22 protein-coding genes are annotated in these 24,574 nt (G+C 67.8%); 7 read left to right on the top strand and 15 right to left on the bottom strand.

The features are described from left to right. Window positions 1-39: 39 nt before the first annotated feature. The 4 genes from AC5JJ2_RS00420 to AC5JJ2_RS00405 form a co-directional block, all read right to left on the bottom strand. Window positions 40-789, bottom strand: coding sequence for a metallophosphoesterase family protein (locus AC5JJ2_RS00420; RefSeq protein WP_495855981.1), 750 nt, complete (start codon window positions 787-789; stop codon window positions 40-42). 163 nt (window positions 790-952) lie between these two features. Next, window positions 953-2,236, bottom strand: a complete 1,284-nt coding sequence (locus AC5JJ2_RS00415; RefSeq protein WP_495855980.1) for a DUF1501 domain-containing protein — start codon at window positions 2,234-2,236, stop codon at window positions 953-955. A 60-nt stretch (window positions 2,237-2,296) separates the two neighbouring features. Beyond that, window positions 2,297-4,042 (bottom strand): DUF1549 and DUF1553 domain-containing protein, encoded by a 1,746-nt coding sequence (locus AC5JJ2_RS00410; RefSeq protein ID WP_495855979.1) that lies wholly within the window; start codon window positions 4,040-4,042, stop codon window positions 2,297-2,299. A 198-nt stretch (window positions 4,043-4,240) separates the two neighbouring features. Beyond that, window positions 4,241-5,152 (bottom strand): hypothetical protein, encoded by a 912-nt coding sequence (locus tag AC5JJ2_RS00405; RefSeq protein WP_495855978.1) that lies wholly within the window; start codon window positions 5,150-5,152, stop codon window positions 4,241-4,243. Between AC5JJ2_RS00405 and AC5JJ2_RS00400 the strand changes: the two genes are divergently transcribed. The 4 genes from AC5JJ2_RS00400 to AC5JJ2_RS00385 all read left to right on the top strand — a co-directional run bounded on the left by AC5JJ2_RS00400 (window position 5,124) and on the right by AC5JJ2_RS00385 (window position 8,526). Then, on the top strand, window positions 5,124-5,447 hold the full coding sequence (locus AC5JJ2_RS00400; RefSeq protein ID WP_495855977.1) for a hypothetical protein: 324 nt from the start codon (window positions 5,124-5,126) through the stop codon (window positions 5,445-5,447). The genes AC5JJ2_RS00405 and AC5JJ2_RS00400 overlap by 29 nt on opposite strands. Window positions 5,448-5,625: 178 nt before the next feature. Beyond that, window positions 5,626-6,594, top strand: coding sequence for a DUF1559 domain-containing protein (locus tag AC5JJ2_RS00395; RefSeq protein WP_495855976.1), 969 nt, complete (start codon window positions 5,626-5,628; stop codon window positions 6,592-6,594). 126 nt (window positions 6,595-6,720) lie between these two features. Continuing rightward, a complete protein-coding gene (locus AC5JJ2_RS00390; protein ID WP_495855975.1) occupies window positions 6,721-7,452 on the top strand; it encodes a Spy/CpxP family protein refolding chaperone in 732 nt (243 codons plus the stop codon). Between the two features lie 183 nt (window positions 7,453-7,635). Then, window positions 7,636-8,526 carry a hypothetical protein gene (locus tag AC5JJ2_RS00385; RefSeq protein ID WP_495855974.1) on the top strand — a complete coding sequence of 297 codons (891 nt, stop codon included), beginning with the start codon at window positions 7,636-7,638 and terminating at the stop codon, window positions 8,524-8,526. A 6-nt stretch (window positions 8,527-8,532) separates the two neighbouring features. Here the strand turns inward: AC5JJ2_RS00385 and AC5JJ2_RS00380 are convergent, their stop codons facing one another. Then, window positions 8,533-9,144, bottom strand: a complete 612-nt coding sequence (locus AC5JJ2_RS00380; RefSeq protein WP_495855973.1) for a redoxin family protein — start codon at window positions 9,142-9,144, stop codon at window positions 8,533-8,535. Window positions 9,145-9,248: 104 nt separating this feature from the next. Next, window positions 9,249-11,138, bottom strand: coding sequence for a serine/threonine-protein kinase (locus tag AC5JJ2_RS00375; protein ID WP_495855972.1), 1,890 nt, complete (start codon window positions 11,136-11,138; stop codon window positions 9,249-9,251). A 76-nt stretch (window positions 11,139-11,214) separates the two neighbouring features. Between AC5JJ2_RS00375 and AC5JJ2_RS00370 the strand changes: the two genes are divergently transcribed. The 3 genes from AC5JJ2_RS00370 to AC5JJ2_RS00360 all read left to right on the top strand — a co-directional run bounded on the left by AC5JJ2_RS00370 (window position 11,215) and on the right by AC5JJ2_RS00360 (window position 14,849). Then, window positions 11,215-12,582 carry an aspartate aminotransferase family protein gene (locus AC5JJ2_RS00370; RefSeq protein WP_495855971.1) on the top strand — a complete coding sequence of 456 codons (1,368 nt, stop codon included), beginning with the start codon at window positions 11,215-11,217 and terminating at the stop codon, window positions 12,580-12,582. A gap of 32 nt (window positions 12,583-12,614) precedes the next feature. Beyond that, window positions 12,615-13,808, top strand: coding sequence for an ROK family transcriptional regulator (locus AC5JJ2_RS00365; protein ID WP_495855970.1), 1,194 nt, complete (start codon window positions 12,615-12,617; stop codon window positions 13,806-13,808). A 204-nt stretch (window positions 13,809-14,012) separates the two neighbouring features. Beyond that, window positions 14,013-14,849, top strand: coding sequence for a hypothetical protein (locus tag AC5JJ2_RS00360; RefSeq protein WP_495855969.1), 837 nt, complete (start codon window positions 14,013-14,015; stop codon window positions 14,847-14,849). A gap of 1 nt (window position 14,850) precedes the next feature. On the opposite strand, the gene AC5JJ2_RS00355 is transcribed toward AC5JJ2_RS00360, so the two are convergent. The 9 genes from AC5JJ2_RS00355 to AC5JJ2_RS00315 all read right to left on the bottom strand — a co-directional run bounded on the left by AC5JJ2_RS00355 (window position 14,851) and on the right by AC5JJ2_RS00315 (window position 24,167). Then, entirely contained in the window at window positions 14,851-16,308 is a 1,458-nt protein-coding gene (locus AC5JJ2_RS00355) for a cytochrome-c peroxidase (protein ID WP_495855968.1), read from the bottom strand. 174 nt (window positions 16,309-16,482) lie between these two features. Beyond that, entirely contained in the window at window positions 16,483-16,896 is a 414-nt protein-coding gene (locus tag AC5JJ2_RS00350; RefSeq protein ID WP_495855967.1) for an AhpC/TSA family protein, read from the bottom strand. Next, window positions 16,897-17,019 carry a hypothetical protein gene (locus AC5JJ2_RS00345; RefSeq protein WP_495855966.1) on the bottom strand — a complete coding sequence of 41 codons (123 nt, stop codon included), beginning with the start codon at window positions 17,017-17,019 and terminating at the stop codon, window positions 16,897-16,899. Beyond that, a complete protein-coding gene (locus AC5JJ2_RS00340; protein WP_495855965.1) occupies window positions 17,016-18,059 on the bottom strand; it encodes a glycosyltransferase family 2 protein in 1,044 nt (347 codons plus the stop codon). The genes AC5JJ2_RS00345 and AC5JJ2_RS00340 overlap by 4 nt, the downstream gene beginning before the upstream one ends. Window positions 18,060-18,202: 143 nt before the next feature. Beyond that, complete coding sequence (locus tag AC5JJ2_RS00335; protein ID WP_495855964.1) at window positions 18,203-18,859, bottom strand: sugar transferase; 657 nt, start codon at window positions 18,857-18,859, stop codon at window positions 18,203-18,205. A gap of 54 nt (window positions 18,860-18,913) precedes the next feature. Then, window positions 18,914-19,606 carry a hypothetical protein gene (locus AC5JJ2_RS00330; protein WP_495855963.1) on the bottom strand — a complete coding sequence of 231 codons (693 nt, stop codon included), beginning with the start codon at window positions 19,604-19,606 and terminating at the stop codon, window positions 18,914-18,916. Beyond that, window positions 19,600-21,882, bottom strand: coding sequence for a hypothetical protein (locus tag AC5JJ2_RS00325; RefSeq protein WP_495855962.1), 2,283 nt, complete (start codon window positions 21,880-21,882; stop codon window positions 19,600-19,602). Before AC5JJ2_RS00325 ends, AC5JJ2_RS00330 begins: the two co-directional genes overlap by 7 nt. 3 nt (window positions 21,883-21,885) lie before the next feature. Further along, window positions 21,886-22,737: an exosortase/archaeosortase family protein gene (locus AC5JJ2_RS00320; protein ID WP_495855961.1), complete on the bottom strand. Its 852-nt coding sequence runs from the start codon at window positions 22,735-22,737 to the stop codon at window positions 21,886-21,888. Window positions 22,738-22,886: 149 nt separating this feature from the next. Beyond that, complete coding sequence (locus tag AC5JJ2_RS00315; RefSeq protein WP_495855960.1) at window positions 22,887-24,167, bottom strand: beta-ketoacyl-[acyl-carrier-protein] synthase family protein; 1,281 nt, start codon at window positions 24,165-24,167, stop codon at window positions 22,887-22,889. Window positions 24,168-24,574 lie beyond the last annotated feature (407 nt).

The following is a 24,574-nucleotide window of genomic DNA, read 5'->3' as shown; positions in this document are numbered from 1 at the left end:
TCGGCCCGTGGGCTATTCGCGGCGTCTGGTCGAGGATTTCTACCGGCCCTCGCCGAGCCGGTCGCCGAGGAAATTGTCCAGGTCCGGGATGGCGTAAATCTTGTCGCGGGTCTTCGTCCAGTCGTACTCGACCCGGCGGAACGTGATCGTGTTGTCTTCGAGGATGACGTAGCACGCCTTCTTGTTCCCGTCCCGCGGCTGCCCGACGGACCCGACGTTGCACAGCGTCTTCTTGTCGTCCAGCTTGTACGTCCCCTCCACGTCCTCCGGGCTGAGGAACTGCATGTTCTCGGTGAACACGCCGGGGACGTGGGTGTGCCCCTGGAAGCAATACTTCTCGACGAGCGAGAAGATCCGCTCCATCTTGCGGGCGTTGTAAATGTCTTCCGGGAAGACGTACTCGTTGAGCGGGTTGCGGGCCGACCCGTGGACGTACAGGAAGCCGTTCTCCTTGAACGACCGCGGCCGGTCGGCCAGGAACTCCCACCGCTTCTCGCGGACGCTGCGGGGTTCGCTCCCGGCCTCGAGTTGGGCGCGGGTCCAGAAGATCGCCTTCTCGGCGGCCTGGTTGAACCCGTCCGGGTCGAACATCGCCCCCTGGTCGTGGTTGCCCAGGAGGACGAGCTTGCAGTCCATGACGAGGTCGATGCACTCGCGGGGGTTCGGGCCGTACCCGACCACGTCGCCGAGGCAGTAGATGTCCGTAATTCCCAACGACCGAATGTCGGCCAGTACCGCTTCCGCGGCTTCCAGGTTGCCGTGGATGTCGCTGATGAGAGCCTTCTTCACGCCGGGCCTCTCCCTGGGGCATGGCAGCCCGTGGGGTATGAATTCTCAGAGTATACGTTACGAATCGGAATCGGGAAACACAACGTGTCACAAGTTCGAGAAACGACGAGCGGCCGGGGTTCCCCCCGACCGCCCGGAACCGTCGGATTTCCCGCCGTCGCGGTCACATAATCATCGACGTGAACGGGTTGGGTTTGTCCACCAACTTGATCGGCCGGCCGGTCGGGGTGACGTTTTCCTTCGTGTGGTCGATCCCGATGACCTCGCAGACGGTCGCGAGCAGGTCCTGGGCGGACGTTTTCCGCTCGACGACTTCCGCGCCTTCCTTGTCGGTTTTGCCGATCGTGCGGCCGCCCTTGATGCCGCCGCCGAACATGGCCATGCTCCACGCCCGCGGGTAGTGGTCGCGGCCCGGCTTCGCCCCGCGGGCGTTGATGTTCGGCGTCCGCCCGAACTCGCCCATCCAGAGCACGAGCGTGGAGTCGAGCAGCCCGCGGTCCTTGAGGTCGGTCACCAGCGACGACAGGGCGGCGTCCACCTCGCCGGAGAGCTTCTTCACGCGGTCGAAGTTGTCCATGTGCGTGTCCCACCCGCCGAGGGCCACCTCGACGAACGGCACGCCGACCTCGACGAGCCGCCGGGCCATGAGCACGCCGTCGGCGAACCGGCCGGTCCCGTACTTCGACCGCCCGGCGGCGGGTTCCTCCTTGAGGTCGAACGCCTTCGACTCCTTCGACTGCATGAGGGCGACGGCCCGCTCGTAGGTCGTCTTGTGGTCGCTGATCGGGTCCACCTTGTAGTCCCGGTGGAACGCCGCCTCCATGTCCTTGAGCAGGCCGACCCGGTTCTCGAACTGCGTGTTCGAGACGATGGCCTTCAAGTCCTCGACGCCGGTGGCCGGGTTCACCACGTTCAGCGGCTGGTGCTTCGGCCCGAGGAACCCGGACCCGTAGGACCGGCCGGAGATGGCGACGTAGTTCGGCACGGTCGCGTCCGGCCGGCCGAGTTGCTGGGACACGATCGACCCGAGGCTGGGGTACACGACCCCGCCCTGGCCCTCGCGGAAGCCGGTGTGCAGGTAGTACTTCGCCCGGCCGTGCGCCCCCTCCGGCGTGCTCATCCCGCGGACGAGGACGCCGTGATTCATGAGGCCGGCGACCTTCGGCAGGTGTTCGCTGATCTGGATGCCGTCGGCGGCGGTGTTGATCGGCTTGAACTCGCCGGCCCCCTTGCTGTCGGGCTTCAGGTCCCAGGTGTCCTTGTGCGTCGGCCCGCCGTCCATCCAGAGGAGGATGCAGCTCTTGTGCTTCCCCTTCACGGCCGGCGTCTTGGCGACGTTGTCGGCGAGAACCTTCATCCACCCGGACAGCGAGGCCCCGAAGACCCCGGCGGCGGAGAGTTGCAGAACCTCGCGCCGCGAACGCTCTTGCAGGAGGGAGGAGAACATGTGGAAACCCGGTTAGAGTTCGGTTGGGCGAAAGCCCACGCACGACCGTGCGTGGGAGTGTTAACGGTTCACGGTGAATTCGCTGCTGTTCAGCACGGCCCACAGCACGTCGCCGAGCGCCTCCTGCGGGTTGCCGGCCTTCGCGACGTAGTCGGTCAGCTTCGCCCGCTCCGCGGCCGTCGGGTAGCGGGAGAGGGCGGACAGGTAAATCTTCTCGACCGCCTCCGCCCCGCGGGCGTTGCCGACGACCGACCGCACCGCGAGGGGGTTGCCGCTGGCCGTCTGCTTCGAGTTCATCAGCTTGAGCGCCTGCGGAATGCCGGCCTCGTACTCGACGGTGCTGACCATCTCCGCCCCGGCGAGGAAGAAGGTCACGAACCGGTCGCGAGCGCCCGGCTGGAACCCCTTGACCGCCTTGTCCCGCGTCTTGGGGCGGGGTTCCTCGAACTTCGTCACGGCCGCGAGGCTGTCGAACAGCTGCTCCGGACTGAGGATTTTCACCGTCATCTTCGCGTACAGGTGCGGCGGGGCCGTCTCGTTGCCGGCGGCCGGCTTGCTCGACCGCTGGTAGGCGGCGCTGTTGCACACGCCGCGGAGCAGGTGCTTGAGGTCGAACCCGTTGGCCGCGAAGTCGGCGGCGAGGGCCTCCAGCAGTTCCGGGTGCGACGGCAGGTTCTGCCCGACCATGTCATCGACCGGGTTGACGATCCCGCGGCCGAACAACTCCGCCCACACCCGGTTGACCGTCGCCTTCGCGAAGAACGGGTTCGTCGGGGCCGTGACCCACTTCGCCAGCACCGGGCGGTACGGCTCGCCCAGGCCGACCTCGGCCATCGGCCCCTGGAGGAACTTCGGGTCGAGTTGCTTCGCCGACTCCGGCAGGGTGTTGTTCTTGGCGTTCCGCCGGACGTTCGGCTTCTCTTGCACGGTCGGGTTCGGGTCCTTGTTGACGCCGCCGATCTCCACCTTCATGAAGAACTGCGCCATCGCCCAGTAGTCGGTCTGCTTCCAGTCGTTGAACTTGTGGTCGTGGCACTGGGCGCACTGGAGTTGCACGCCGAGGAACACCTTCGCGACCTCGTCCGTCATCTTGTCCACCGTGTTGTTCGACAGGTAGAAGCCGACGGCCGGGTTCTTCTCCTGCTGCCCGGTCGAGGTGAGGAGGTCGGTCGTGACCTCGTTCCACGGCTTGTTGGCCGCGAACTGCTCGTCGAGCCAGTTCCGCAGGGAGGCGAAATCGACCCGCCGGTTGTCCGAGGTCCGCTGGACGAGCAGCGCCATCCACAGGTCGGCCCGGTGGCGGGCGTAGTTCGGCGAGTCGAGCAGTTCGTCGATCAACTTCCCCCGCTTGTCGGCGGCCGTCGATTCGAGGAACGCCTTCGCCTGCTCGGCGGTCGGGATGACGCCGGCGAGGTCGAGGTAGGCGCGACGGACGAATTCCTCGTCGGTGCAGGCCGGGGAGGCCGGAACCTTCTCCGCGGCCAGCTTCGCCGCGACCTGGGCGTCGATGAACTTCGCGACGGCCGCCGCGTCTTTCTCGCCGCCAATGCGGGCGGGCTTCAGCGGCTCGGCCTGATTCTCCTCGGCCGCCTTCCTCGCCTCGGCCCGCTTCGCGTCCGCGGCCTTCTTCGCTGCTTCCGCGGCTTGCCGTTCCTCCTCGGCCTTCTTCGCGTCGGCGAGTTTCTTCGCGGCCTGCTTCTGCTTCTTGGGGTTGGCCTTCTCGTCGGCCGCGGACCCGACGTGCGGGAGGGACGCGAGGCCGAAGCCGGCGATTAAAGCGAGGGCAAGAAACGGTTTGCGACGCATGGGAGGCTCCGCGGTTGTCACGACCACCATCTAACCTTCTAACCCGGAGGCTACCACGCGGTTCCGATCCGGGAAAACAAAAAAAGCCCACGGTTTCCCGTGGGCAGGGTAGTTTGTGTCAGCCCGCGGCGCGAGCAAGGGCTTGGACGTCCGGCCCTTGCTCGCGCCGCGGGCTGGCAAGAGCGCCCTACTTGCACGTCAAGAGAACTCCTCGGCGTAGTCCGACCGGCACATCGTAACGAGAGTGAAAATCCCGTAGCCGAGAGTGAGCAGTAGTGAGAGCAAATTGGAAAGGACGGTTTGCATCGATGGTGTGAAGGAAGAAAGCAGAATGTTGAAAGTCTGGATCAAAGCGAAAATACCCAAAACTATGCCCAGAACGGAACAAACAATGACCATGATTCGACCACCCTGCTTCCGTTGGATGGCGAAAACACCGCCAAGAATATGGAGCAATGCCACAAGTAGAAGAACTACGCCGCACCCAATGAAAAGTGCGGAGAATCCAGTTTGAAAGCCGTCCAGAGCCTCTCGAGCAGCGGGATCTATATTTCTTCGAGGAACGCCGCCAAACAAGGAGTAGAAGAATGCACCGCCGAAGAAACTGAACCCTGCACCTATCAGCCAAAAGACTCCGATCAAAATCGTGAATGCTGATGCAACAGTAACGGCCGCGCTCTTCTGCCCGCTCCCGCCGCCGCCCCGCCGCGAACGGCGTCGCCGCGGGCGGTCATCGTCGTCATCGTCGTCGTCCCGGCGGGACGAGCGGCGGCGCGACGGCTGGTCATCGTCATCATCGTCCCGGCTCGCGGCGGCCCGGCGACGGCGGGACGGCCGGTCGTCGTCATCCTCGTCATCATCCCGCCGTCGCCGCGAGGGGCGGTCGTCATCATCGTCGTCCCGCTTGCGGCGGCGGGGCCGGTCGTCGTCGTCTGCGTCCCGCTCCTTCTTCGCCTTCGGGCGGCTGGAGAAGTCCGTCTCGAAGCTCGACTTCTTTTCCGGCGCGGGCGGCGGGGCCGGCGGTCGCGTGCCGGCCCGCTCGGCCTTGAACACCGTCTTGCAGTACGGGCACTCCACATCGTTGCCGAGGTCCGAGGTCGCGACCGACAACTTCGTCTGGCACTTCGGGCACGGGTCGATTTCGACCGGCGCGTTCGGGTCCGCGGCCGGCGGCTGCGGGGCCGGGATGTTGATCGTCGTGACGGACAGCGGCGGCGGGCCGGGGGCCGGGGCGTTCGCCGGCAGCGGCGGCGGGGCGGCGGGCGACCCCTCCGGCTGCGGGATGATGAACTGCGCCTGGCACTTCGGGCACTTGCCGGACTTGCCCGCCTTTTCGTCCGGGACCGAGAACGTGGACGAGCAGCCCGGACACGCGAAACGGATCATCGCCCCCTCGGGTCGGTAGTGGCGGGTGGCCCTGCGGAAGTGTTAATGTCGGCGATGGCCGGAAGGCTGTCAAGGGAAGCAGGTTCGAGCGCGGCGGACGGCGGCAGAACCGGGCAGGAACAATCCGGCCGATTTTTCGACGCTCGCCCTTGCGTTGGAATCCCTGCCGGGTTACTTTCATTGGCACTTCATTTCTCATGAGTTTCCTCTCACCGTCGGAGGACGCGAAGTTGTCTCCCTCCGCCCCGCGCGTGAAAGGATTCACCGTCATCGAGCTGCTGGTCGCCGTCGCGATCGTCGTCATCCTGATCGGACTGTTGCTCCCGGCCGTGCAGAAGGTGCGGGAGGCGGCCGCGCGGACGCAGTGCGCGAACAACTTGAAGCGGATCGGCCTCGGCTTCCACGGCCACCACGACGCCTTCGGCGTGCTCCCGCACGGCGGGAAGAACGGGTGCGACGACCCGGTTCACCCCGACGTGGCGTCCGACTGCTCCGCCGGCGCGGGACCGAAGGCCGGGCCGTATACCTTCGCGACCGGTACGCCGCCGGAGCGCCGCGCCGAGTGGAGTTGGCCGTACCACTTGCTGCCGCACATCGAGCGGGGGCCGCTGCACGCCGAGACGGACGACGAGATCGTCCGTCGGACACCGGTGCGCGCGTATTTCTGCCCCTCGCGGAGGATGCCGACGGCGCTCGGCGAGGTCGGGAAGGGGGACTACGCCGGGAACGCCGGGAACACTCTCGCGGCGACCGCCGCGTCCGGCGTAGTCCTCCGCCGTGGCCTGAAGCCGGTGCGGTTCGCGAACATTACGGACGGCCTGTCGAACACGCTGATGGTCGGCGAGAAGCGGATGAAGCTCGACCGGCTCGGCCGCAGCGGCGACGACGACGAACCCTACGTATCGCCGGGGTGGGACGCGGACGCGGTCCGGGCCGCGACGGCCGATCCGGACACCGGGGCCACCTGGGGGCCGAACCGCGACATCCCGCAGACGACCGACGGCGACCCGGACGCGGCCCTGTCGCAGTTCGGCTCCTCCCACCCTACGGGGGCGAACCTGCTCGCCTGCGACGGGTCGGTCCGGCACATCCGGTTCGCCCCGGACCGCGACGCCTTCCGCCGGTTCTGCACGAGGGCCGACGGCAACAACGTCACCACGGACTGACGGCGTTCTCGGAATCTCTCATCTCTTTATCACGGCCGGGTTCGCAAGCTATCGCGAACAATTCATCGCCACCTACCCTGGGCGGGTCGCCCAGTCTTGCGGGTGGTCGTCTCTCCGAGGTGCGGTATGAAACTCGTTCTCCGAATCGTCCTGTCCGCGGCGCTGGCCGCGGCCGTTGCCACGACGGCGTCCGCGCAAGGCCGGCCCGGCGGGTTCGGCGGCGGCGGCTTCGGCCAGATTTCCGCCTACGGCCTGGTCGCGACGAACAAGGTCCTGCAAGACGAACTCAAGGTCACCGACGAACAAAAGACCAAGCTCGAAGACGCGCTGAAGCCGATCGGCGAGAAGCGGCGGGAACTGTTCGGCGGCGGCGGCGGTCGCAACGCGACCGAGGAACAACGCAAGGAAATGGCCGAGAAGATGGCCAAGTTGTCCGAGGACACGAAGAAGGCCGTCGAGGGCGTCCTGGACGCGAAGCAGGCCAAGCGGCTGAGCGAGATCAACGTGCAGGTCATGGGCTTCGCCGCGTTCGCGAACAAGGACGTGCAAGAGAAGCTGAAACTCAGCGACGAACAAAAGACCAAGATCAAGGACATCAACGAGGAGCTTCAAAAGGATACGGCCGAGCTGCGGAAGGACATGCCGCGGTTCGGCGGGCAAGGCCAGCGGCCGTCCGAAGAGGACATGAAGAAATTCGCCGAGTTCCAGAAGAAGTCTGAAGCCCTCCGCAAGGACGCCACGGAAAAGGTGGCCGAGGGGCTGACGGCCGACCAGAAGAAGGCTTGGAAGGACATGGTCGGCGAGAAGTTCGACACGGCGAAGTTGATGCAAGCCCCGCAACGCCGCCGCGACAACTAACCTCCAACCACAACTCGCGCGAACGGAGGGCGGTACGCCCTCCGCTTTCGTTGGTAGAACCCGGAGCGGTAGCGACGGGGTGTCGAACCGCTCGACACCCCGTCGCTACCGCTCCGGGGTCTACTTTGACCGGCTACCGTTCTGCCGTAACATGCAAACGCCCGGTCCCCCGAGGTGAACCCGATGCTCGCGTCCGTCCTGCTTTCCGCCGTCCTGCTCGCGCCCGCCGCCCCGGTCCCGAAGGCGACGAAGCCGCTCGGCCCGCCGCCGAGGCTGCTCGGCGTCGTACCCACCCCCGAGGGGCGGGTTGTGGTGACCGTGGTTACGCACAAGGCGGTCCAAACGACCGTGACGGTCCCGTTCGTCGAGAACGGCCAACAACGCCAACGGGCCGAGGTCCGCGACATCACGGTCCCGGAGTACCAGAACGTGACGCTCGACAACACCGGCGCGACGTTCAAGACGGCCGACGACAAGCCGCTGACGGCGGATCAGGTGACGGCCAAGCTCAAGACCGGCGGCGTCCTCGTGCTGCCGCCCGACGGCAAGGAGACGGACCCCGGCTATCTCGCGATCCTTTCCGGGGACGCGATCCTGGTGAGCTACAAAAAGGACGAGAAGAAGGTTATCGCCGACCTGTCACACCACACGATGCCCGCGCCGACGATCCTGTCCGTGAAGGCCGACGAGAGGGGCGTCGTCCTCGTCTCGGCGATGGGGAAGAAGGAAGTGACGGTGAAGGTTCCGCAATCGGTCACGGAGAACGGCGAAACAAAGGTCACGTACGTGGACGTGAAACAGACGGTGGAGGGAATGGTGCCGACGCCGTTCGACGACGTGAAGCCGGACGTGACGACGGCCGACGGAAAGGTCGTGTCGTTCGAGGACGCGAAGAAGAAACTCGCGGCCGGGGCGGTCGTGCTGGTGTCCCGCGACGGGAAGCCGGTGGGCGAGGCTTACCGGAAGACCGTGAAGGCGGACACGCTGATCTTAACGTCCGCGAAGATGGCGGAGCCGCGGCCGAACGTTCCCGCGGCCCCGCTAAGCATCGCCCCGGTGGGAGTCGAGAAGTAGCCCCGGTCACTTCGGCTCGCGGTTGTACCGGATCATGCAGCCGCGGGCCAACGTCTCGCCCTTCTCGACGGTTTTGCCCGCCAGCGCCGCGGTGACGGCCGCCTCAAGGTAATTCACCTTCGCGTCGGCGGCGTTGCTCTTGTCGTCGAGCGCGCCCATGTAGACGACCTTCCGCTCCTTGTTCAGCACGAAGAATTCCGGCGTGTACTTCGCCCCGTACTTCTTCGCGATGGCCTGCGACGGGTCGTACAGGTACCGGTAAGGCAGCTTCTTCTTTTCGGCCCGCTTCTTCATCTCCGGCAGCTGATCCTCCTTCGCCGTGTTCACGTTGATGGCCACGACCGCGACCTTCGCGTCGGCCGCGGCGTGCTTCTTCGCGAACGCGATGATCCGGTCCTCGTAATCCACCGCGACCGGGCAGCTGTTGCACGTGAACACGACAACCACCACGTCCTTGTCCTTGAGGTCGGCGAGCGCGTGTTTCTTGCCGTCCGTGCCGTCGAGGTCCGCCCACGCCGGGGCCGCGTCGCCGACGCTCAGCGTCTTGTTGAACTCGCCCGCCGCCGTGAGGGCTGCGGACAAGAACAGGACGGGCAAGGCGAAGAGAAATTGGGACATCGTTGCCTCCTGAGTTGGACACGCTTTTATATAGCCGCCGGCTTGCCGGCGGAGTTTTGGGACGCCCGAAACCCCGCCGGCAAGCCGGCGGCTATATATGGTGTTCACCCCTGGGTCCGCCAGACGGCGGACCAGTTCACCGGGGCCGCGCGGCCCTCGCCCCGCGCGACCCACGGCGCGGCGAGGGCCGCGAGCCGGTCCATCACGCGGACCAGGCCCGTCACGCCGGCCATGCCCAACACGATGAGGCCGGTCACCAGTACGCGGAAGCCGAGCGTCATCGCGCCGTCCGCGAGCACGATCAGGAGGATCGCGCCGGACAGCGGGATGAGCGTCGCCAGCACCAGGAACGGGCCGAGCCACCGCGTCCCGGCCCGCAGTTCCTCGCGGGCGATGCCCTTCGTAATCGTGTCCGGGTTGCCGAGCTGCGGGTAGAGAACCCGCAACACCACGTACTGGATGCCGAAGTAGCTGTAGACCATGCCGACGAGGCCGGACAGCGTGAACGAGATGGCGAAGTGGACGTACACCTGCCACGGTAGCGGCCCGGCCCGCCAGTCGAGCAGCAGCGGGAACAGCAGTCCGCCCGGCAGCCAACCGACGAGCGCGAAGACGATCCCCCACCGGCCGAGCGTCACCGCGTCGCGACGGACGCGGTCGGCCGTGCCGGTGTCCGCCTCGCACGTCAGCACGGCCCGCCGGTCCGCCTGGAACCGCCGCAACAGCACCACGCCGGCCGCGATGCAAAGCGGGTAGACGATCCCGTTGTAGACGAGCGCGATCTTCGTGAACTGGTCGTGCTGAAACTCGGAGAGTTTGATTTCTACCGTGTTGTAACTGACGTTCAATACCGACCCGAGGAAGTGCGGGAACAGCGCGAGGAACAGCAGCGTGGGCAGCGGGTACGTCAGCGCCAGCATCCCGAGGTAGCTCGGCCGCGGCAGTTGGTGGCGGGTCGCCATGAGGAGGCGAGCCCCGGCGAGGGCGGCGGCGAAGTCGCCGGCCGTCTCGTACCGGTCCGTCGGGGCCGGTTGTGTCGCCCGCTTCAAGACCCACGCCAGTTCCCGCGGCATGTCGGCCAACAGGTGGCGGTTCTCGGCCAGCGCCCGCACGCCGGTCGCCAGCTCGAACAGCACGACGCCGAGCGAGTAGATGTCGGTCCGGTGATCGACCGCCGCGCCGTCGCGGCCGAAGAACGCGGCCTCCTGTTCCGGCGACATGTACTTCGGCGTCCCGCCGACGGCCGCGGTCGCGGCGTCGGCCGCCTTCACCGAGATGTTGAAGTCCACCAGCATCGGCCGGCCGTAGTGCGTCAGCAGGATGTTCCCCGGCTTGATGTCGCAGTGCAGGATGTCCCGGCTGTGCGCGAACGACAGGGCCGCCGCCAGCTGCTCGCCGAGCCGGCAGACGGCACAGTAAAAGTCGTCGTCCGACAGCGCCTCGCGACCGGCCAGCGCCGTCGGGTCGAACCGAATCTCCGAACTCGCGAGCAGGTCGATCGCGTCAACGATCGCCTCGCCGGACCGCGGCCGGTCTTCCTTCCCGTAGAGCTTCTTGACGACGGCCGTGAGGTTCGTCCCCGGCACGTACTGCAAGCAGAGGCAGTGCTTCCCCGTCTGCGGCTCGACGAACCCGGAGAACACCTTCACGATGTTCTCGTGTTCCAGGCCGGCGAGCGCCAGCCCCTCCCCGGTCCCGGCCTGCGCGGCGTCCGTCACCTTGAGCGCGACGAGACGGTCGAGCGACACCTGGCGTGCCAAGTAAACGACGCCGAGGCCGCCCTCGCCGAGTTTCGCGAGCAGGACGAAGTCGCCGACCTGCCGGCCGACCTGCCAGAACTGGAGGCTCGACAGGTGGTGCGGCAGGTCCGTCGGGCCGAGTTGCGTGATCTCCGTCGTGGACCCGGCGAGGTTCTGCTTGAGCGTGTGCGTTCCCGCCTCCGCCGAGTTCGGCGCGTGCGTCGCGGGCGGGTCGGGCGGGACGGGGACGGTCATCGGCGTGCGGATTCCCGGTCGTGCGGGCGGCTTCCGGTAGGATAGTACCGCAACCCCCGTTCACCGAGGTCACGCCATGTCGTCCCCACCCGCGAAGCTCGTCGATCACTACGCGGACAAGTTCCGCCCGTCGCTGGACCGGTTCCGGGTCGCGAAGGAGTTGTTCCCCTGCGGCGTGACCCACGACACGCGGATGATGGAGCCGTTCCCGATCTACGTCGATCGCGCGAAGGGGTCGAAGAAGTGGTCGATCGAGGGGCACGAACTCATCGACTACTTCGTCGGCCACGGGTCGCACATCTTGGGCCACTCGCCGCCGGACGTGGTCGAGGCTGTCCAGCAGCAGATGGCGAAGGGGACGCACCCCGGCGCGTGCCACGAACTCGAGATCGAGTGGGCGCAGCTCGTCAAGAAACTCGTGCCGTCCGCGGAGCGGATTCGCTTCACCGGCAGCGGCACGGAGGCGACGATGATGGCCCTGCGGCTGTCCCGGCTGTTCACGGGGAAGCCGAAGTTCCTGAAATTCCAGGGCCACTTCCACGGCTGGCACGACTACGTGACGGTGTCGTCCGACCCGCCGTATGACGCGGCGACCGTCCCCGGCGTTCCCGATGGCGTGTCGGGTTGTTGCGTCGCGATCCCGCCGAACGACCTGAACCGCGTCGAGGACGCGCTCAAGAAGGACGCCGGCATCGGGGCCGTGATCCTGGAGCCGACCGGCGGGCACTGGGGGGCCGTGCCGATCCGCGGCGCGTTCCTCACCGGGCTGCGGGAACTCTGTACCCGGCTCGACCGCGTGCTGATCTTCGACGAGGTCATCACCGGCTTCCGCGTCGCGCCGGGCGGGGCGCAGGAGTTCTACAACGTGAAGCCGGACCTCACGTCGTTCGCGAAAATCCTCGCCGGCGGGCTGCCCGGCGGGTGTCTCGTCGGGCGGGCGGACATCCTCAACTTCATCGAGCCGCGGCCGGGCAAGCCGAAGATGAAGCACCCCGGCACGTACAACGCGAACCCGCTCTCGGCGTCCGCCGGCATCGCGACGCTGAAGCGGGTCGCGACCGGGAAGCCGACGGCCGCGGCGAACGAGATCGCGGTGAAGCTGCGAAACGACCTTAACGCGATGTTCGCGGCGAACGACTGGCCGTGGCTGGCCTACGGCGACTTCAGCATGGTCCGCGTCGTGCCGAAGTACGCCGGGCCGCGGCCGAAGCCGGCGGGCGTGAACGACGGGCTGATCCCGTTCGACAACGACGTGAACGCGCTCGACGGGCCGAAGAACATGAAGCAGGTGTACGCCGTGCGGCAGGGGATGTTGCTCAACGGCGTCGATTGGTGGGGGACCGGCGGGATGACCAGTTGCGAGCACACGGCCGCCGACGTGGCGATGACCGTCGCGGCGATGGAAACGACCGTTGCGTTAATGATGAAGGAAGGATTAACATAACCGGTAACCCTCCCTCGCCCACCGGTGTCGTGATGTCCGACGAGGTCACTTCCAACCTCCGTCCCCAGTTGCTCGGCCGCATGACCCAGCGGGCGGTCGTCGAGGCACTCAAGGCAAAAGGCCCGATGTCGCGGGCCGACATCGCCCGGCTGACGGGCATCAGCCCGACGACCGTGTCGTCCGCCGTCACCCAGGTCGTCCGGGCCGGGCTGATCGAGGAGACGGACGCGGAAATCACCGGCCCCGGCCGACCGGGGAAAATCCTCCGGCTGTCGTCCGACGCCGTGCAGGTCGTCGGCGTGTCGATCGAGCCGGAGTTCTGCGAGATGATCCTCGGCGGGATCGACGGCAACCCGAACCCGGCGTCGCGGGTCCGGTTCCCGACGCCGAACACCTACGCCCGCCTCCTGGCCGAGATCGAGCGGCACGCCCGCGCGTGGATGGAGCGGCCGAACACGCGGTTGCTCGGCCTCGGCCTCAGCTTCCCCGGCCTGATCGACCCGACCGGCGACCGGACCGTCTTCTCCCCGAACCTGCACCAAATCGACGACCAGCGGCCGGGCCACGACCTCCGCGAGCGGCTGGGCCTCACCACGGTGATGATCCAGGAGAACGACGCCCTGTGCCTCGCCGAGCGGCGGGTCCACCAGATCGCCGACTTGTGTGTCATCGACTACACCGGGGGGTTGGGGGTCGGCTGCCTGGTCGGCGGGCGGCTGCTCGGCCGGCACATCGGGCTGCCCGGCGAGATGGGGCACATCACGGCCGTCCTCGACGGCGAGCGGTGCGGGTGCGGCAACCACGGCTGCCTGGAAACGGTCGCCACGGACGCCGCGTTCGCCCGGCTCGTCGGGGCGAAGCTGCACAAGTCGCTGACCATCGACGAGGCGTTCGAGATCGCGGCCGCGGACCCGGCCGGCGTCCGGGGCGAGTTGGAGCGAGTGTTGGACTACCTGTCGGTGGCGGTGGCGGCGGTGACGAACATGTTCGCCCCGCCGCTCATCGTGATGCACGGGAAGCTGCTCGACCTCGCCCCGGACATGGTGGACGGCCTCGCGGGGCGGGCGGCGAGGCGGAAGCTGCCGCCGTACCGCGAGCGGTGCCGCCTCGTGAAGGCGACCTCGACGAAGTCCGAGGGGGCGGTCGCCGGGATTCTCGACCACTTGTTCGAGGAACTCGGCCCGGTGTTGCAACCGTCGGTCGTGACGGCCCACGCGACGGCGTAACTCGACTTCCGAAGTCCGGCTTCGACTTCGGAAGTCGATGGGACGGTGGGGCGGTTGCCCAACCCGCGAACGCACCGGCGGCGTTCGACTTCCGAAGTCGAAGCCGGACTTCGGAAGTCAGGTTCTTCCTCCCCTTGACCCGCCTCCCCAGCCACGTTATTCCGCCGCGACTCGGACTCGTCTCCCAGGGAAGGTCGGACGGTCATGAACGCTCGCCGTTCCGTGGTCCTCGTCGCGCTCGCCGCCTCACTCGGCGGCTGCCTGCCGTTCCGCGGGGACCGGTCCGCCCGCGACCTCATCCAGAGCTACAGCCCGTTCGCCGCCAGTCCCGCGAAGGACAAGGCCGTCCTCCGGACCGTCCTCCTCGACCAGCCGACCGGCGACCCGTACCTGACGACGCACCTCTGGGCGACGACGCTCAAGCCGCTGCCGCCGGAGACGGCCGCGCTGCTGGCGGAGAACGGCGTCCGCGTCGGCGTCTTCCCGAGCAACCCGCCGGCGGAGTTGTTGGAGCGGATCGAAGCCGGCGAGGCGACGGTCCGGCCGAACGAGACGACGGCGGGCCTCGGCGAGGGGAAGGTGCTGCCGATCAACGGCCCGGTCCCGACGGCCGCGTTCCGGTCGTTCGCGGACATCGGCGCGGAGCCGACGGCGTTCGAGCTGGCGAACGCACAGATGGGCTTCCACGTCACCGCCGCGGCCGGCGAGAACGGGAAGCTGAAGTTGACGTTCGAGCCGCGGGCGCAGCACGGCGAGCGGCAGGGGTGGCTGCGGCCGACGATCGACGGGACCGGGTTCGCGTGGCTCGACCAGAAGGAGATGGACAAGTTCCCGAAGCTGGCGTTCGAGGTGGCGGTCACGCCGGGGGAGTTCCTGGTCGTCGGCCCGACCGAGCGGCCGGCCGGGAAGCTCGGCGGCGCGTGGTTCGTGGCCGACGCCAACGACGGCAGCCGGATGCGGGTCCTGGTGGTCCGGGCGTGGCGCGGGGCGAACGCCCCGACCCCGCCCGTACCCGGCCGGAAACTCGCCGCGCGTAAGTAAGTTACCTCGCCGGGTCGGCGACCATCGGGTCGATCGGGTCGCCTTCCAGGGACTTCAGGAACAGCACGAGGTCGGCCTTCTCGTCCTTCGTCAGGTTCAGCTTGAACGGGACGATCGGCAGCCCGCCGCTGGTGAACACCTTCACGTTCGGGTCCACCGGCTGCCCGGCGGCCTTCGCCTTCAGGTACGCCGCCTCGGCGGCCGTGTCCCGCATCTTCTCTGCGAGGAACGGGTTCGCGTTCCCGCCCTTGTCGTAGAACTCGACGACCTCCTCCAGCGTCTTCTCGCGGCCGTCGTGCATGTACGGGGCGGTGTTCTTCAGCGCCCGCAGGCCGGGCGTCTTCTGCGCCCCGATCTGCGACGGGTCCTTGTGGCCGGTCGGCTGGCTGCCGAACCGCCCGAGGTCGCCCTTCGGCAGTTGGCCGTCCGTTACGCCGACGCCGAGGTTGTGGAAGGCGTTGTCCGTGAAGTTGTCGCCGACGTGGCAGTTCGTGCAGCGGGCCTTGCCGAAGAACAGGTTCCGGCCGTTGACCAGCTTCTTGCCGAGGCCGTCCGCGTCGGCCCCGTCCGTGCCGAGGGCCGCGAGGGCGGTCGTGTCCTTCTTCGCGACCGCGTCCTTCAGCACGGCCGTGAAGTCCTGGGCCTTGAGTTCCGGCTTCCCGCCGTCGTCCTCGTCCGCGACCCGCTTCCGCATCACGGCCTCGGCCCGGTCGTAGACGCTGTTCCCGCTCAGCACCGTCCGCTCGTAGGTGGCGATGGCCTTCGCCGCGGCGTCGCGGGTCGGGGGGTGGCCGAACACCTGCTCGAACGCCTTCACGTATTCCGGCTGCTTGCGGATCCGCACGATCGCCGCGTCCCACGGGTCGCCGCTGCCGGCGAACATCTCCTTCGCGTTTCCGACCGGCCCCTGCGACTGGTCCTCCAGCGACGCCCCGCGGCCGTCCCAGAACTGGAACCGGTTGTACGCGGAGTTGATGACCGTCGGCGCGTTCGCCCCGCCGACGAGGTTGTTGATCCCGTTGGAGAACTGCAACTGGTCCGTGTACCCCTTCGCCGGGTCGTGGCAGGTGGCGCACGAGACGGTCGCGTTCGAGGACAGAATCTTGTCGAAGTAAAGCTTCTTGCCGAGTTTCCACTTGGCGAGCGTCAGCGGGTTTTCGGCCGGAACTTGCGGGGCGGCGGACAGGCCGAGCGGGACCTTGATCTTGATCGCCTTGCGGGTGACCTTCGCGCCGGTGAGGGGGTCCACGGCGTCCTGCGTGCCCTCGTTCCAGAAGCCGGGCATCGTGTTCCACTCGGCCGTGTTGCTGTTCCGGGTGACGAACAGGATCGGCACGTCGTCCTTGAACGGAACCTTCAGCGCGTCGTTCGGCAGCAGGAACTCGATGGGGTCGGCTGCCGCGACCGGCAGCGCCGCGAGGCAGAGGGCGACGACAGAGAGCCAGCGAGTCGGGGACATTACGTTCCTCTCGGGTGAAGTGAAACTCGGCGGGGGTTTACTATCATCGGTAGGCGTGAGGTCGGCGAGAGTCAACGGGGAGAAGAAGGGCAATCGTGGAACCCGGAGCGGAAGCGATGGGGTGTTAGACTCACACCCCATCGCTTCCGCTCCGGGTTCCACGGGTGCTCGTGGCTATTTGCGGTCCCAGTGCAGGATCGCGTCCACGCCCGGCCGGTCGGTCGCGTCCTTGCTCGGGTAGGCGTAGACGATCTTCCGGTGGCGGTCCACGAGGTAGTCGCCGCCGAGCTGGAACACGTCCTCGGTCCGCGTCAGCCGGCGGATCGGCTCGCCCTTGAACAACAGCTTGATGAAGTTGCCGAGGATGCGGGGCCGCAGGAAGTGGAAGAACCCGACGCGGCCGAGGTCGAGGGCCTTGTACCCGGCCCGGCCGGGGTCGGTGACGACCGGGAACGGCTTCGGCTCGCGGGCGAGGAAGTGCTTCACGACCGGCGGCGGGGCGTGCCCGACGCCGACGACGCCGATGCCGGCCTGCTTCAACCGGTCGTACCCGCGGGCCACCTCGCCGAGGTGGGCGACGCACGGCATTCAGGCGAAGTGCCGGAGGAACAGCAGCAGCGTCCGGTCCGCGGTGAGCAACTCCGAGAGCTGCACCGGCGACCCGTCCGGTTGGAGGAACGTCAAGTCTGGGAGGGTGTCGTTGGTCGTCATGCCCGTGATGGTAGCACGCCGCGGACCTGCCGCCAAACTTCCCGGAGGAAGCCGACCCCGAACCCGAAGTGGATGGCGGCGAACACGAGCGGGATGCGGGCCGCGACCCGCGCGGGGTGTCCGCGGCCGAGGTACGCCGACGCGCCGAGGATCACGCCGACGTAGAGGGTGATCGAGCCGAGGTACGCGGCGAGCAGGTACGGGTGGAGGACGCCGAGGGCCGCGCCGACGACGAGCCAGACGCACCAGAGCGGGGGCACGAGGGCGGGGGGCGTCAGCGACCGCGGGTGCTTCCCCGCCAGGCGGGCGCGGCCCGCGCCGTACCGGCCGAGCTGCTTGAACAGCCCGCCGAGGGTCATCCGCGGGTCGTAAACGATTTTGATCGCCGGCGTGAAGTAGCACGTCAGGTTCGCGTCGTGGACCCGCTGGTTGAACTCCACGTCCTCGCACGCGTCGAACCGCTCGTCGAACAGGCCGATGGTCTCGAACACGGTTTTTTTGTAGGCGACGGCCGTACTCTGCGGTTCGACGAACTTCGCCTGGTCCGAAAAGATGTCCGAGTCCGGGTTGTGCCCGAGGCGGCTGGACCGGGCGACGGACACGGCGGCCTGGAACGGCGTGGGGTTCGGCGCGTCCAACGGCTGCGGCCGGCCGAGGCTGTCGGCCCCGCTCTCGGCGAACGCCGTCATCACGTTCCGCAGGTAGTTACGGTCCGGGACGTGGCAGTGCCCGTCCACGATGACGGCCACGTCCCCGGTCATCTGCCGCAGACCGACGTTACGGCCGGCGCTCGACCACCGGCAGGGGTTGTAGACGAGCTTCAAGTTCGCGTGCCGGCCTTGCAGTTCGCGAACGATGGGAACGGTGTCGTCGGTCGAGAACCCGTCCGCGACGATCACCTCGAACTCCTCGGCCGGGTAGTCCTGGCCGAGCAACGAGGTGAGCGTCTGGCGGATGGATCGCGACTCGTTCCGCACCGGGACGATGACGCTGACGGTTGGCATCCGTGCCTCCGGACATATAGCGGTGGGCAAGCCCACCGTGCGGCCGAGTCTTCGAGGCCGCGTGCGCCTTCCTCCCGCGGACGCCTGATTGCGACGGGAGGAACGATTCGGGATCGGGTAGGCCCACGCGGTTTCTCGAAGACTCGAAACCGCACGGTGGGCAAGCCCACCGCTATGTGTCAGCGCTGATAAAGCCGCTTCAACCCAACCACCTTAAGCGCGGTGCAGACCAGAATCCGCAAGTCGAACATCAACCCCGACCGGCGGACGTAGAACACGTCGTACACCAGCTTCCGCCGCACGCACGCCGTCGTTTCGTCCGGCGGCAGGTGAATCTGGGCCAGCCCCGTGATGCCCGGCTTCACCCGCAACCGGCGGTCGTAGCCGGGAATTTCTTCCCGCAGCTTCGCCACGATCTCCGGCCGCTCCGGCCGCGGGCCGACGAGGCTCATCTCGCCGCGGAGGACGTTCCACAACTGCGGCAGTTCGTCGATGTGCGTCGCCCGCAGGAACCGGCCGACGGCCGTGATCCGGCGGTCGCCGGGCCGCGACCACTGGGCACGGCCGTCCTTCTCGGCGTCGTTCCGCATCGTGCGAATCTTGTAGATCGTGTACGGCACGCCGCCGCGGCCGAGCCGCGATTGCTGGTAGATCGCCGGCCCGCGGGAGGTCAGCTTCACGACCAACATGGCCACGCCGATGACCGGCAACGACAAGGCGAACAGCCCGGCCGCCAGCGCCCAGTCGCACACGTCCCGGACGGCCGGCGGGCGGCGGACCGGGAGCGGGACGGCCACGGATTCGACGGCGAGGGCCTTCACGGAAAACACGGGCACCGACTTCGGTTTCGGGGTTAGCGTTCGTGCCATCTCTCCGGTTCTTCCTTGTCGTTAGGGGCGACTTCCAGGGTGCGACGGGCTAACGGCGGGCGAACCGCCCGATTGGCGAAAGGTCGTCGAGTACTGCTCCAGGGCGGCGCGGACTAACTGCCGGACGGCGGCCGGGTCGTCCGCCGGCTTCCCGTCGGCTTCCGGCAGCGTGGTCAGGATGTAGAGCTTGTACAGCTCGTTCGCCTTCATGTAGTGGAACCGGGCGTAGTCCGGGGCGGCCCACGTCCCGTCCGTCGTCCACGCCCACCGGACCCGCAGCCGCTCGACGGACGTTTCCTTCTTCTTCTCGAAGTCGGCCACGAACAGCGTCGCGGCCTGCCCGTCGGCCAGCCTCACCGTCTCCCGCTTCGGGGCGTGGAGCATCCGGTAGCCGCTCGACTGATAGCAAACGTCCGGCGTGTGTGTCGAGACCGCTCCAGGGACGCCGGAGATGATCGACACGACCGCGTACAGGCTCGGCTCCTGCCCGACGTACCGGCGGGACGTGGCGACGCTCCGCTCCTTCAGCGGCACGTCGTTCTCGATCTCCGACACCTCGCAGTTCGGGACGCGGACCTGCATCTCGTGCATCCGGTCCGTGCGGGCCGCGTCCGGCGTGAATAGCGACCACCGGTGCGTGATCGCGCCGTGGACGACGGCCGCGCCGACGACGAAGAACGCGACGACGTAGAACGCGGATCGGGATTTCAACATAGCGCCTCCTGGGGTGTCGCTCCGAGGTACACGACGCCGCTGAACGGCAGCTCCATCCCGCTCAGGCGGTCGGCCGCCTTCTTCAACAGCGGTAGCGTCGTCTCGCGGCAGAGGGTGCAGAGCAGCACCACGTCGCTGCGGCGGGCGACCTCGATCGACTCGGCGGCCGTCAACAGCGGGTGGCCGTGAAGGATGACGCAGTCGAACGGCTCCTTCAAGCAGGCGAGCAGTTGCTCCAGCCGCCCGCTGCCGGAGAAGCACCGGGTCACGTCCGTCCACTTCCCGGCCGGGATCATGTGCAGGCCGTTCGGCAGCGTCTTGATCGTGTGGCGGAAGTCGCTCTCCCCGCGGAGCAGTTCGCACACGCCGGGCGATGCGGCGTCGAGCTTCGCGAGGCCGTGCAGTTGCGGCGTCCGCAGGTCGAAATCGACCGCGAGCGTCTTGTACCCGGCGTCCGCGAGGCTGTTCGCGAGGGCGAACGCGGCGAACGCCTTCCCCTCGTCGCCGAGCGGGCTGGTGAGCGTCACCGTCATCGCCCCGCGGGGCAGGAGGGTGTGCGTCACGTAGGTCCGCAGCTTGTCGATCGACTCCGAAACCTCGGCCCGGCGGACGGGGTCGGCCATCGACGCGGCGTTCTGCCACGGGACGACGCCGACGACCGGCATGGCGGCCGTCGCCTTCACGTCCGCAAGGCCGCACGCCTTCTTCACGACGACCTCGTACCCGAACGCGACCAGGCCGACGAGGGCGAACCCGAGCAGCCCGGCGAACGCGGTGGCGAGGACCTGCTTGCGGGTGTCCCGCTGCATCGGCGAGGACGCGGTCTGGAGGACGCTGACCCGCTTCGGCGAACTCAGGTCGAGCCGCAGCGCCGCCGCGTTCTGGGCGAGGCCGCGGAAGATGCCGTCCTCGGCCTCGGCCCGCGACGTTTCCGGGTCGAGCGCCTTGCGGTCGTCGTCCTTGCGGTGCTCGACCGGCTTGAGCGGGTCGGCGTCCGGCGGCAGCTTCGCGACCTCTTCCATCGCGGCCGACAGCCGCGCCTTCGCGCTGGCGAATTGGGTTTCGAGGTCTTGCAGCCGCAGCACGGCGGCCTCGTACTCGGCGACCTTCGGGTTCGCCGGCAGCCCCGGCGTCCCGCTCGTTGCCTTCGCGAACAGCTTCGCCTTCTCGACCTTCAGGGCGGCCAACTCCTTCGCGTACTGGTCGGCCCGCTCCTCCTTGGCCGCGATGGCCGGGGCGTTCGGGTTGACGTACCGGGACCGGTCGAGGAGGACCTCGCGGCGGAGCCGTTGCTCCTCCGCGTCCATCGCCTTCACCTCCGGGTCGCGGTCCACCGCCGCCGCGATCACCTCCGGCGTCAGGCCGGTCGCGCCGCCCTCGATCTGCTTCTTCAGCATGTCGATGCGGGCCTTCTGCGACGCGATCACGATCGGCAGGTCCGTCACCTGCTCCTGGAGCGCGAGCGACTTGGACACGCGGGCCGCGGCGATCTGCTTCTTCACCCAGTCCGGCGGGCCGTTCGCGACGATCCCGACGGCCGGGATCACGCCCGGCGGCAGAGGGTTCGGGGCCTTGTTCTCGTTCCCGACCGCCGGGACGAGGAGCGGGTCCACCGCCTTCGGAGTTTTCTCATTGAGCGTCTTTTGAAGGCCCACGAGCGTCGTCTCGAGGACGAGCAGGAAGTCCTGCCGCTCCTTGATCTCCTTCTCGATGACCTCCTGCATGAACGCCTTCTGCACCGCGTTCACGATCCGCCGCACGTCGTCCGGGTTGTGGCCCTTCATCGAGAGTTTGATGATTTCCGACCCGTCCTGGAAGTTGACGGCCAGCTCGTCTTCGAGGAACTGGAACGGGTTCTTCTGCTCGCGGATGGTCGCCAGGTCGCTGACGAGCACGCCGTCGATCTCGAGGCCGAGGGCCTTGTTCAGTACGAACTCGTTCTTGATGAGCTGCGAGTTCGTCTTCAGGTACGTGGTGAAGTCCGTTCGCGACCGGTTCGGGTCGCGGTTGTTCGACACTGTGAACGGCGACGACGCCACGCGGAGCAGGGCGTAGGACTCGTACTTCGACGGCAGCGCCGCCCACGCGAGGTACGCGAGTACCGCGCCGAGGAGGCCGCCGCAGAACAGGATCGTCAACCAATAGAGCTTCAGCCACGCGAGCATCCGGCCCGCGCCGACGTTCGCGTCCGGCTCCGGTTTCGCCGCCGGGCGGACGACGGGCCGGGGCGGGGCGACGACGGGCCGGGCGGCCTTCTGAGTGGTCGCAACGGTCATCGGTTATCCTCGGCGGGGTTGTTCGACCACCAGACGCTTCAACACCCAAAGCTCCAGCCCGAGCAGGGCGAGGCCGAGCGGCATCATGACCCAGCCGTACACGTCGTGCAGCAAGGCGTTCGTCGCCTTGTCGTGGACGAACGTGTGCGACACGCCGGTCGCGGTGACGCGGAGGATGTTCGTGAGCATGGCGATGGGCACGATGCCGAGCAGCACGATGCCCCGCTCGAACCACGTCCGCCGGTTGAGCAGCACCGCCCCGACGGAGAACGCGGCGAACGTCATGAGCATCTTCAGCCCGCTGCACGCGTCCACGACGCCGAGCTTGACCTCGTCGATCAGGATGAGGTTCCCTTCCGCGATGGCCGGGAAGCCGAAGGTTTGCAGCAGGTACGTGCTGGCGACCGTCGCGGCCGACTTCAACGGCCCGCCGACGTTCCGCTCCAACTCGAACGGCAGCGGCAACGCGAAGACCAGGAACAGGATCGCCGGGCCGCAGAGGAGGAGCAACCGCCCGCCCCCGAACACGAGGGCCGCGCCGACGAGCGCGAGCAGCAGCGAGAGGGCGTCGAGCTGGTGGAACAGTAGCCCGCCGGCCAGCACGCGGAGCAGCCCGGCGAGCAGCAGCACGCCGCCGCCGATGACGGGCAGCGGGCGGAACTGGCTCGCGGTGAACTGATCGCGGTTCTGGTAGAGCAGGTACGCGGAGAAGGCCGGGACCAGGAACCCGTGCGAGTATTGCGGGTCGCCGACCCACTTCTCGAACAGGAAACTCAAGGTCGGCCAGTAGGCCCACGCCAGGAGGGCGAGGACGCAGCCGTAGAGGAATGGTGGTTTCGTCGCGGTGTTCGACATTCCGTGTCTCTCGTCGATGTCGGCGAACCCCGTCCGTGGGGTTCGGGATTCTGACCCGAATCGCGAAGAGCGTGCAACCCCAAGTTGGGTGCTGAAAAAGCAGAAAGCCCGCGGAGGAACCTCCGCGGGCTGAAAGTTGTCGGGTTACGTTACACCGCGGCCATGACGAGCGCGCCGTTTTGCCCGCCGAACCCGAAACTTGTGGACAGGCCGTAACGCACCTTCGTCTCGCGGGCCGTGTTCGGGATGTAGTCGAGGTCGCACTGCGGGTCCGGATTCGTCAGGTTGATCGTCGGCGGGTAGACCTGCTCGTGCAGGCTCATGGCGAGAGCCGCCGCCTCGATCGCGCCGCTCGCGCCGATGCTGTGCCCGATCATCGACTTGATGCTGGAGAGCTGCACGTCGCGGGAGTTGTCGCCGAAGACGCGCTTGACGGCCGCCGTTTCCATCGCGTCGTTGAGCCGCGTGCTCGTGCCGTGGGCGTTGATGTACCCGATGTCGCGGTAATCGACGGCCCCTTCCTTCAGCGCCGCCTGGATCGCCCGTGCGCCGCCCTTGCCCTCGGGGTCCGGCTTCGTCACCGAGTAGGCGTCGAAACTGCTGCCGAACCCGCACACTTCCGCGTAGATCGTCGCGCCGCGGGCCTTCGCCCTTTCCCACTCTTCCAACACCATCACGGCCGCGCCTTCGCTGATGACGAAGCCGTCGCGGAGGCGGTCGAACGGCCGGGACATCTCGCCCGCCGGCCGCTCGGACCGGCTGAGCGTTCCGAGGGCGGTGTACGCGAGCAGCATGAGCGGGTCGATGCGGCTGTCCGCCCCGCCGGCGAGCATCACGTCCGCCTCGCCGTGGCGGACGAGCCGGTACGCCTCGCCGACGGCCTGCGTCCCGGCGACGCACGCGGTCACAACGGTGTTGTTCGGCCCCTGGCAGTTGAACGCCATGCTGATGTGCGCGGCCGCCATGTTCGGCAGGTACTTGAGCAGCCAGAGGGGGAACAGCGGCGAGTTGCCGTCCTGCGAGAGCTGCGTCTCGTCGAACCCTTCGCCCTGGCAGGCCCGCGCGAGCATGGGGGCGAGTTCGCCGAGGTCCACCGGCACGACGCCGCCGCCCATGACGACGCCCATCCGCTCCGGGTTCTCGGCGGCCAGCGTCAGCCCGCTGTCCTCGATCGCCAGCCCGGCCGCCCCGAGGCCGAACTTCGCGGCCCGGCCCATGACCTTCAAGGACTTCCGCGCCGGGGCCGGCACGTAATCCTCGGCCTGAAAGTCGTTCACCTCGCCGGCCACCTGGACCGGGTGGTTCGATGCGTCGAACGACCGGATCGGGCCGATGCCCGACACCCCGTTCTTGCACGCATCCCAAAACGACGACCGCCCGACCCCGTTCGGGGCCACAACCCCGATCCCGGTTATCGCAACCCTACGCATGGCGTGCCACCCCACACGCACTCGCCCGGCTCTCCAGTCGGGCGGCGCACTTGTGCGTCATCGAACCGCGGCGGCTTCCGACCGGACCCCGATTCGGGTCCACGGCTCGACCTCCGGCCTGTGGGCGGGTGGAAGTCCTCCAACCGCCCAAATTTGCCAGATTACACATTTTTACATGACCCTCTTTCCCGATGCAATCCCCCCAGGCGTCGGGAATACGTCTATTTCGCCGGGCCGAATCGTTAGATTCGCTACCGCGCCCGTCGGGAGGAACGACCCCCGTAGGGCGGGTCAAGGCTTTGCGCCGAGCCGCCGGGGCGACTGGCACCGACGGCGGGTCGGCGCAAAGCCTTGACCCGCCCTACGGGTCTCGGTTCGTAGCAACGAGATGACTTGAAAAGGCCGTG

The organism is Limnoglobus sp., assembly GCF_059499385.1.
This window is presented reverse-complemented; position numbering and strand designations above follow the sequence as displayed.

Excerpts from the sequence above, each read along its gene's own strand:
- AC5JJ2_RS00395 (WP_495855976.1), top strand. The coding sequence starts at position 5,626 with ATGAGTTTCCTCTCACCGTCGGAGGACGCGAAGTTGTCTCCCTCCGCC.
- AC5JJ2_RS00360 (WP_495855969.1), top strand. The coding sequence starts at position 14,013 with ATGAACGCTCGCCGTTCCGTGGTCCTCGTCGCGCTCGCCGCCTCACTC.
- AC5JJ2_RS00325 (WP_495855962.1), bottom strand. The coding sequence starts at position 21,882 with ATGACCGTTGCGACCACTCAGAAGGCCGCCCGGCCCGTCGTCGCCCCG.
- AC5JJ2_RS00415 (WP_495855980.1), bottom strand. The coding sequence starts at position 2,236 with ATGTTCTCCTCCCTCCTGCAAGAGCGTTCGCGGCGCGAGGTTCTGCAA.
- AC5JJ2_RS00345 (WP_495855966.1), bottom strand. The coding sequence starts at position 17,019 with ATGACGACCAACGACACCCTCCCAGACTTGACGTTCCTCCAACCGGAC.
- AC5JJ2_RS00385 (WP_495855974.1), top strand. The coding sequence starts at position 7,636 with ATGCTCGCGTCCGTCCTGCTTTCCGCCGTCCTGCTCGCGCCCGCCGCC.
- AC5JJ2_RS00365 (WP_495855970.1), top strand. The coding sequence starts at position 12,615 with ATGTCCGACGAGGTCACTTCCAACCTCCGTCCCCAGTTGCTCGGCCGC.
- AC5JJ2_RS00375 (WP_495855972.1), bottom strand. The coding sequence starts at position 11,138 with ATGACCGTCCCCGTCCCGCCCGACCCGCCCGCGACGCACGCGCCGAAC.
- AC5JJ2_RS00350 (WP_495855967.1), bottom strand. The coding sequence starts at position 16,896 with ATGCCGTGCGTCGCCCACCTCGGCGAGGTGGCCCGCGGGTACGACCGG.
- AC5JJ2_RS00410 (WP_495855979.1), bottom strand. The coding sequence starts at position 4,042 with ATGCGTCGCAAACCGTTTCTTGCCCTCGCTTTAATCGCCGGCTTCGGC.
- AC5JJ2_RS00320 (WP_495855961.1), bottom strand. The coding sequence starts at position 22,737 with ATGTCGAACACCGCGACGAAACCACCATTCCTCTACGGCTGCGTCCTC.
- AC5JJ2_RS00355 (WP_495855968.1), bottom strand. The coding sequence starts at position 16,308 with ATGTCCCCGACTCGCTGGCTCTCTGTCGTCGCCCTCTGCCTCGCGGCG.
- AC5JJ2_RS00315 (WP_495855960.1), bottom strand. The coding sequence starts at position 24,167 with ATGCGTAGGGTTGCGATAACCGGGATCGGGGTTGTGGCCCCGAACGGG.
- AC5JJ2_RS00330 (WP_495855963.1), bottom strand. The coding sequence starts at position 19,606 with ATGTTGAAATCCCGATCCGCGTTCTACGTCGTCGCGTTCTTCGTCGTC.
- AC5JJ2_RS00390 (WP_495855975.1), top strand. The coding sequence starts at position 6,721 with ATGAAACTCGTTCTCCGAATCGTCCTGTCCGCGGCGCTGGCCGCGGCC.
- AC5JJ2_RS00370 (WP_495855971.1), top strand. The coding sequence starts at position 11,215 with ATGTCGTCCCCACCCGCGAAGCTCGTCGATCACTACGCGGACAAGTTC.
- AC5JJ2_RS00380 (WP_495855973.1), bottom strand. The coding sequence starts at position 9,144 with ATGTCCCAATTTCTCTTCGCCTTGCCCGTCCTGTTCTTGTCCGCAGCC.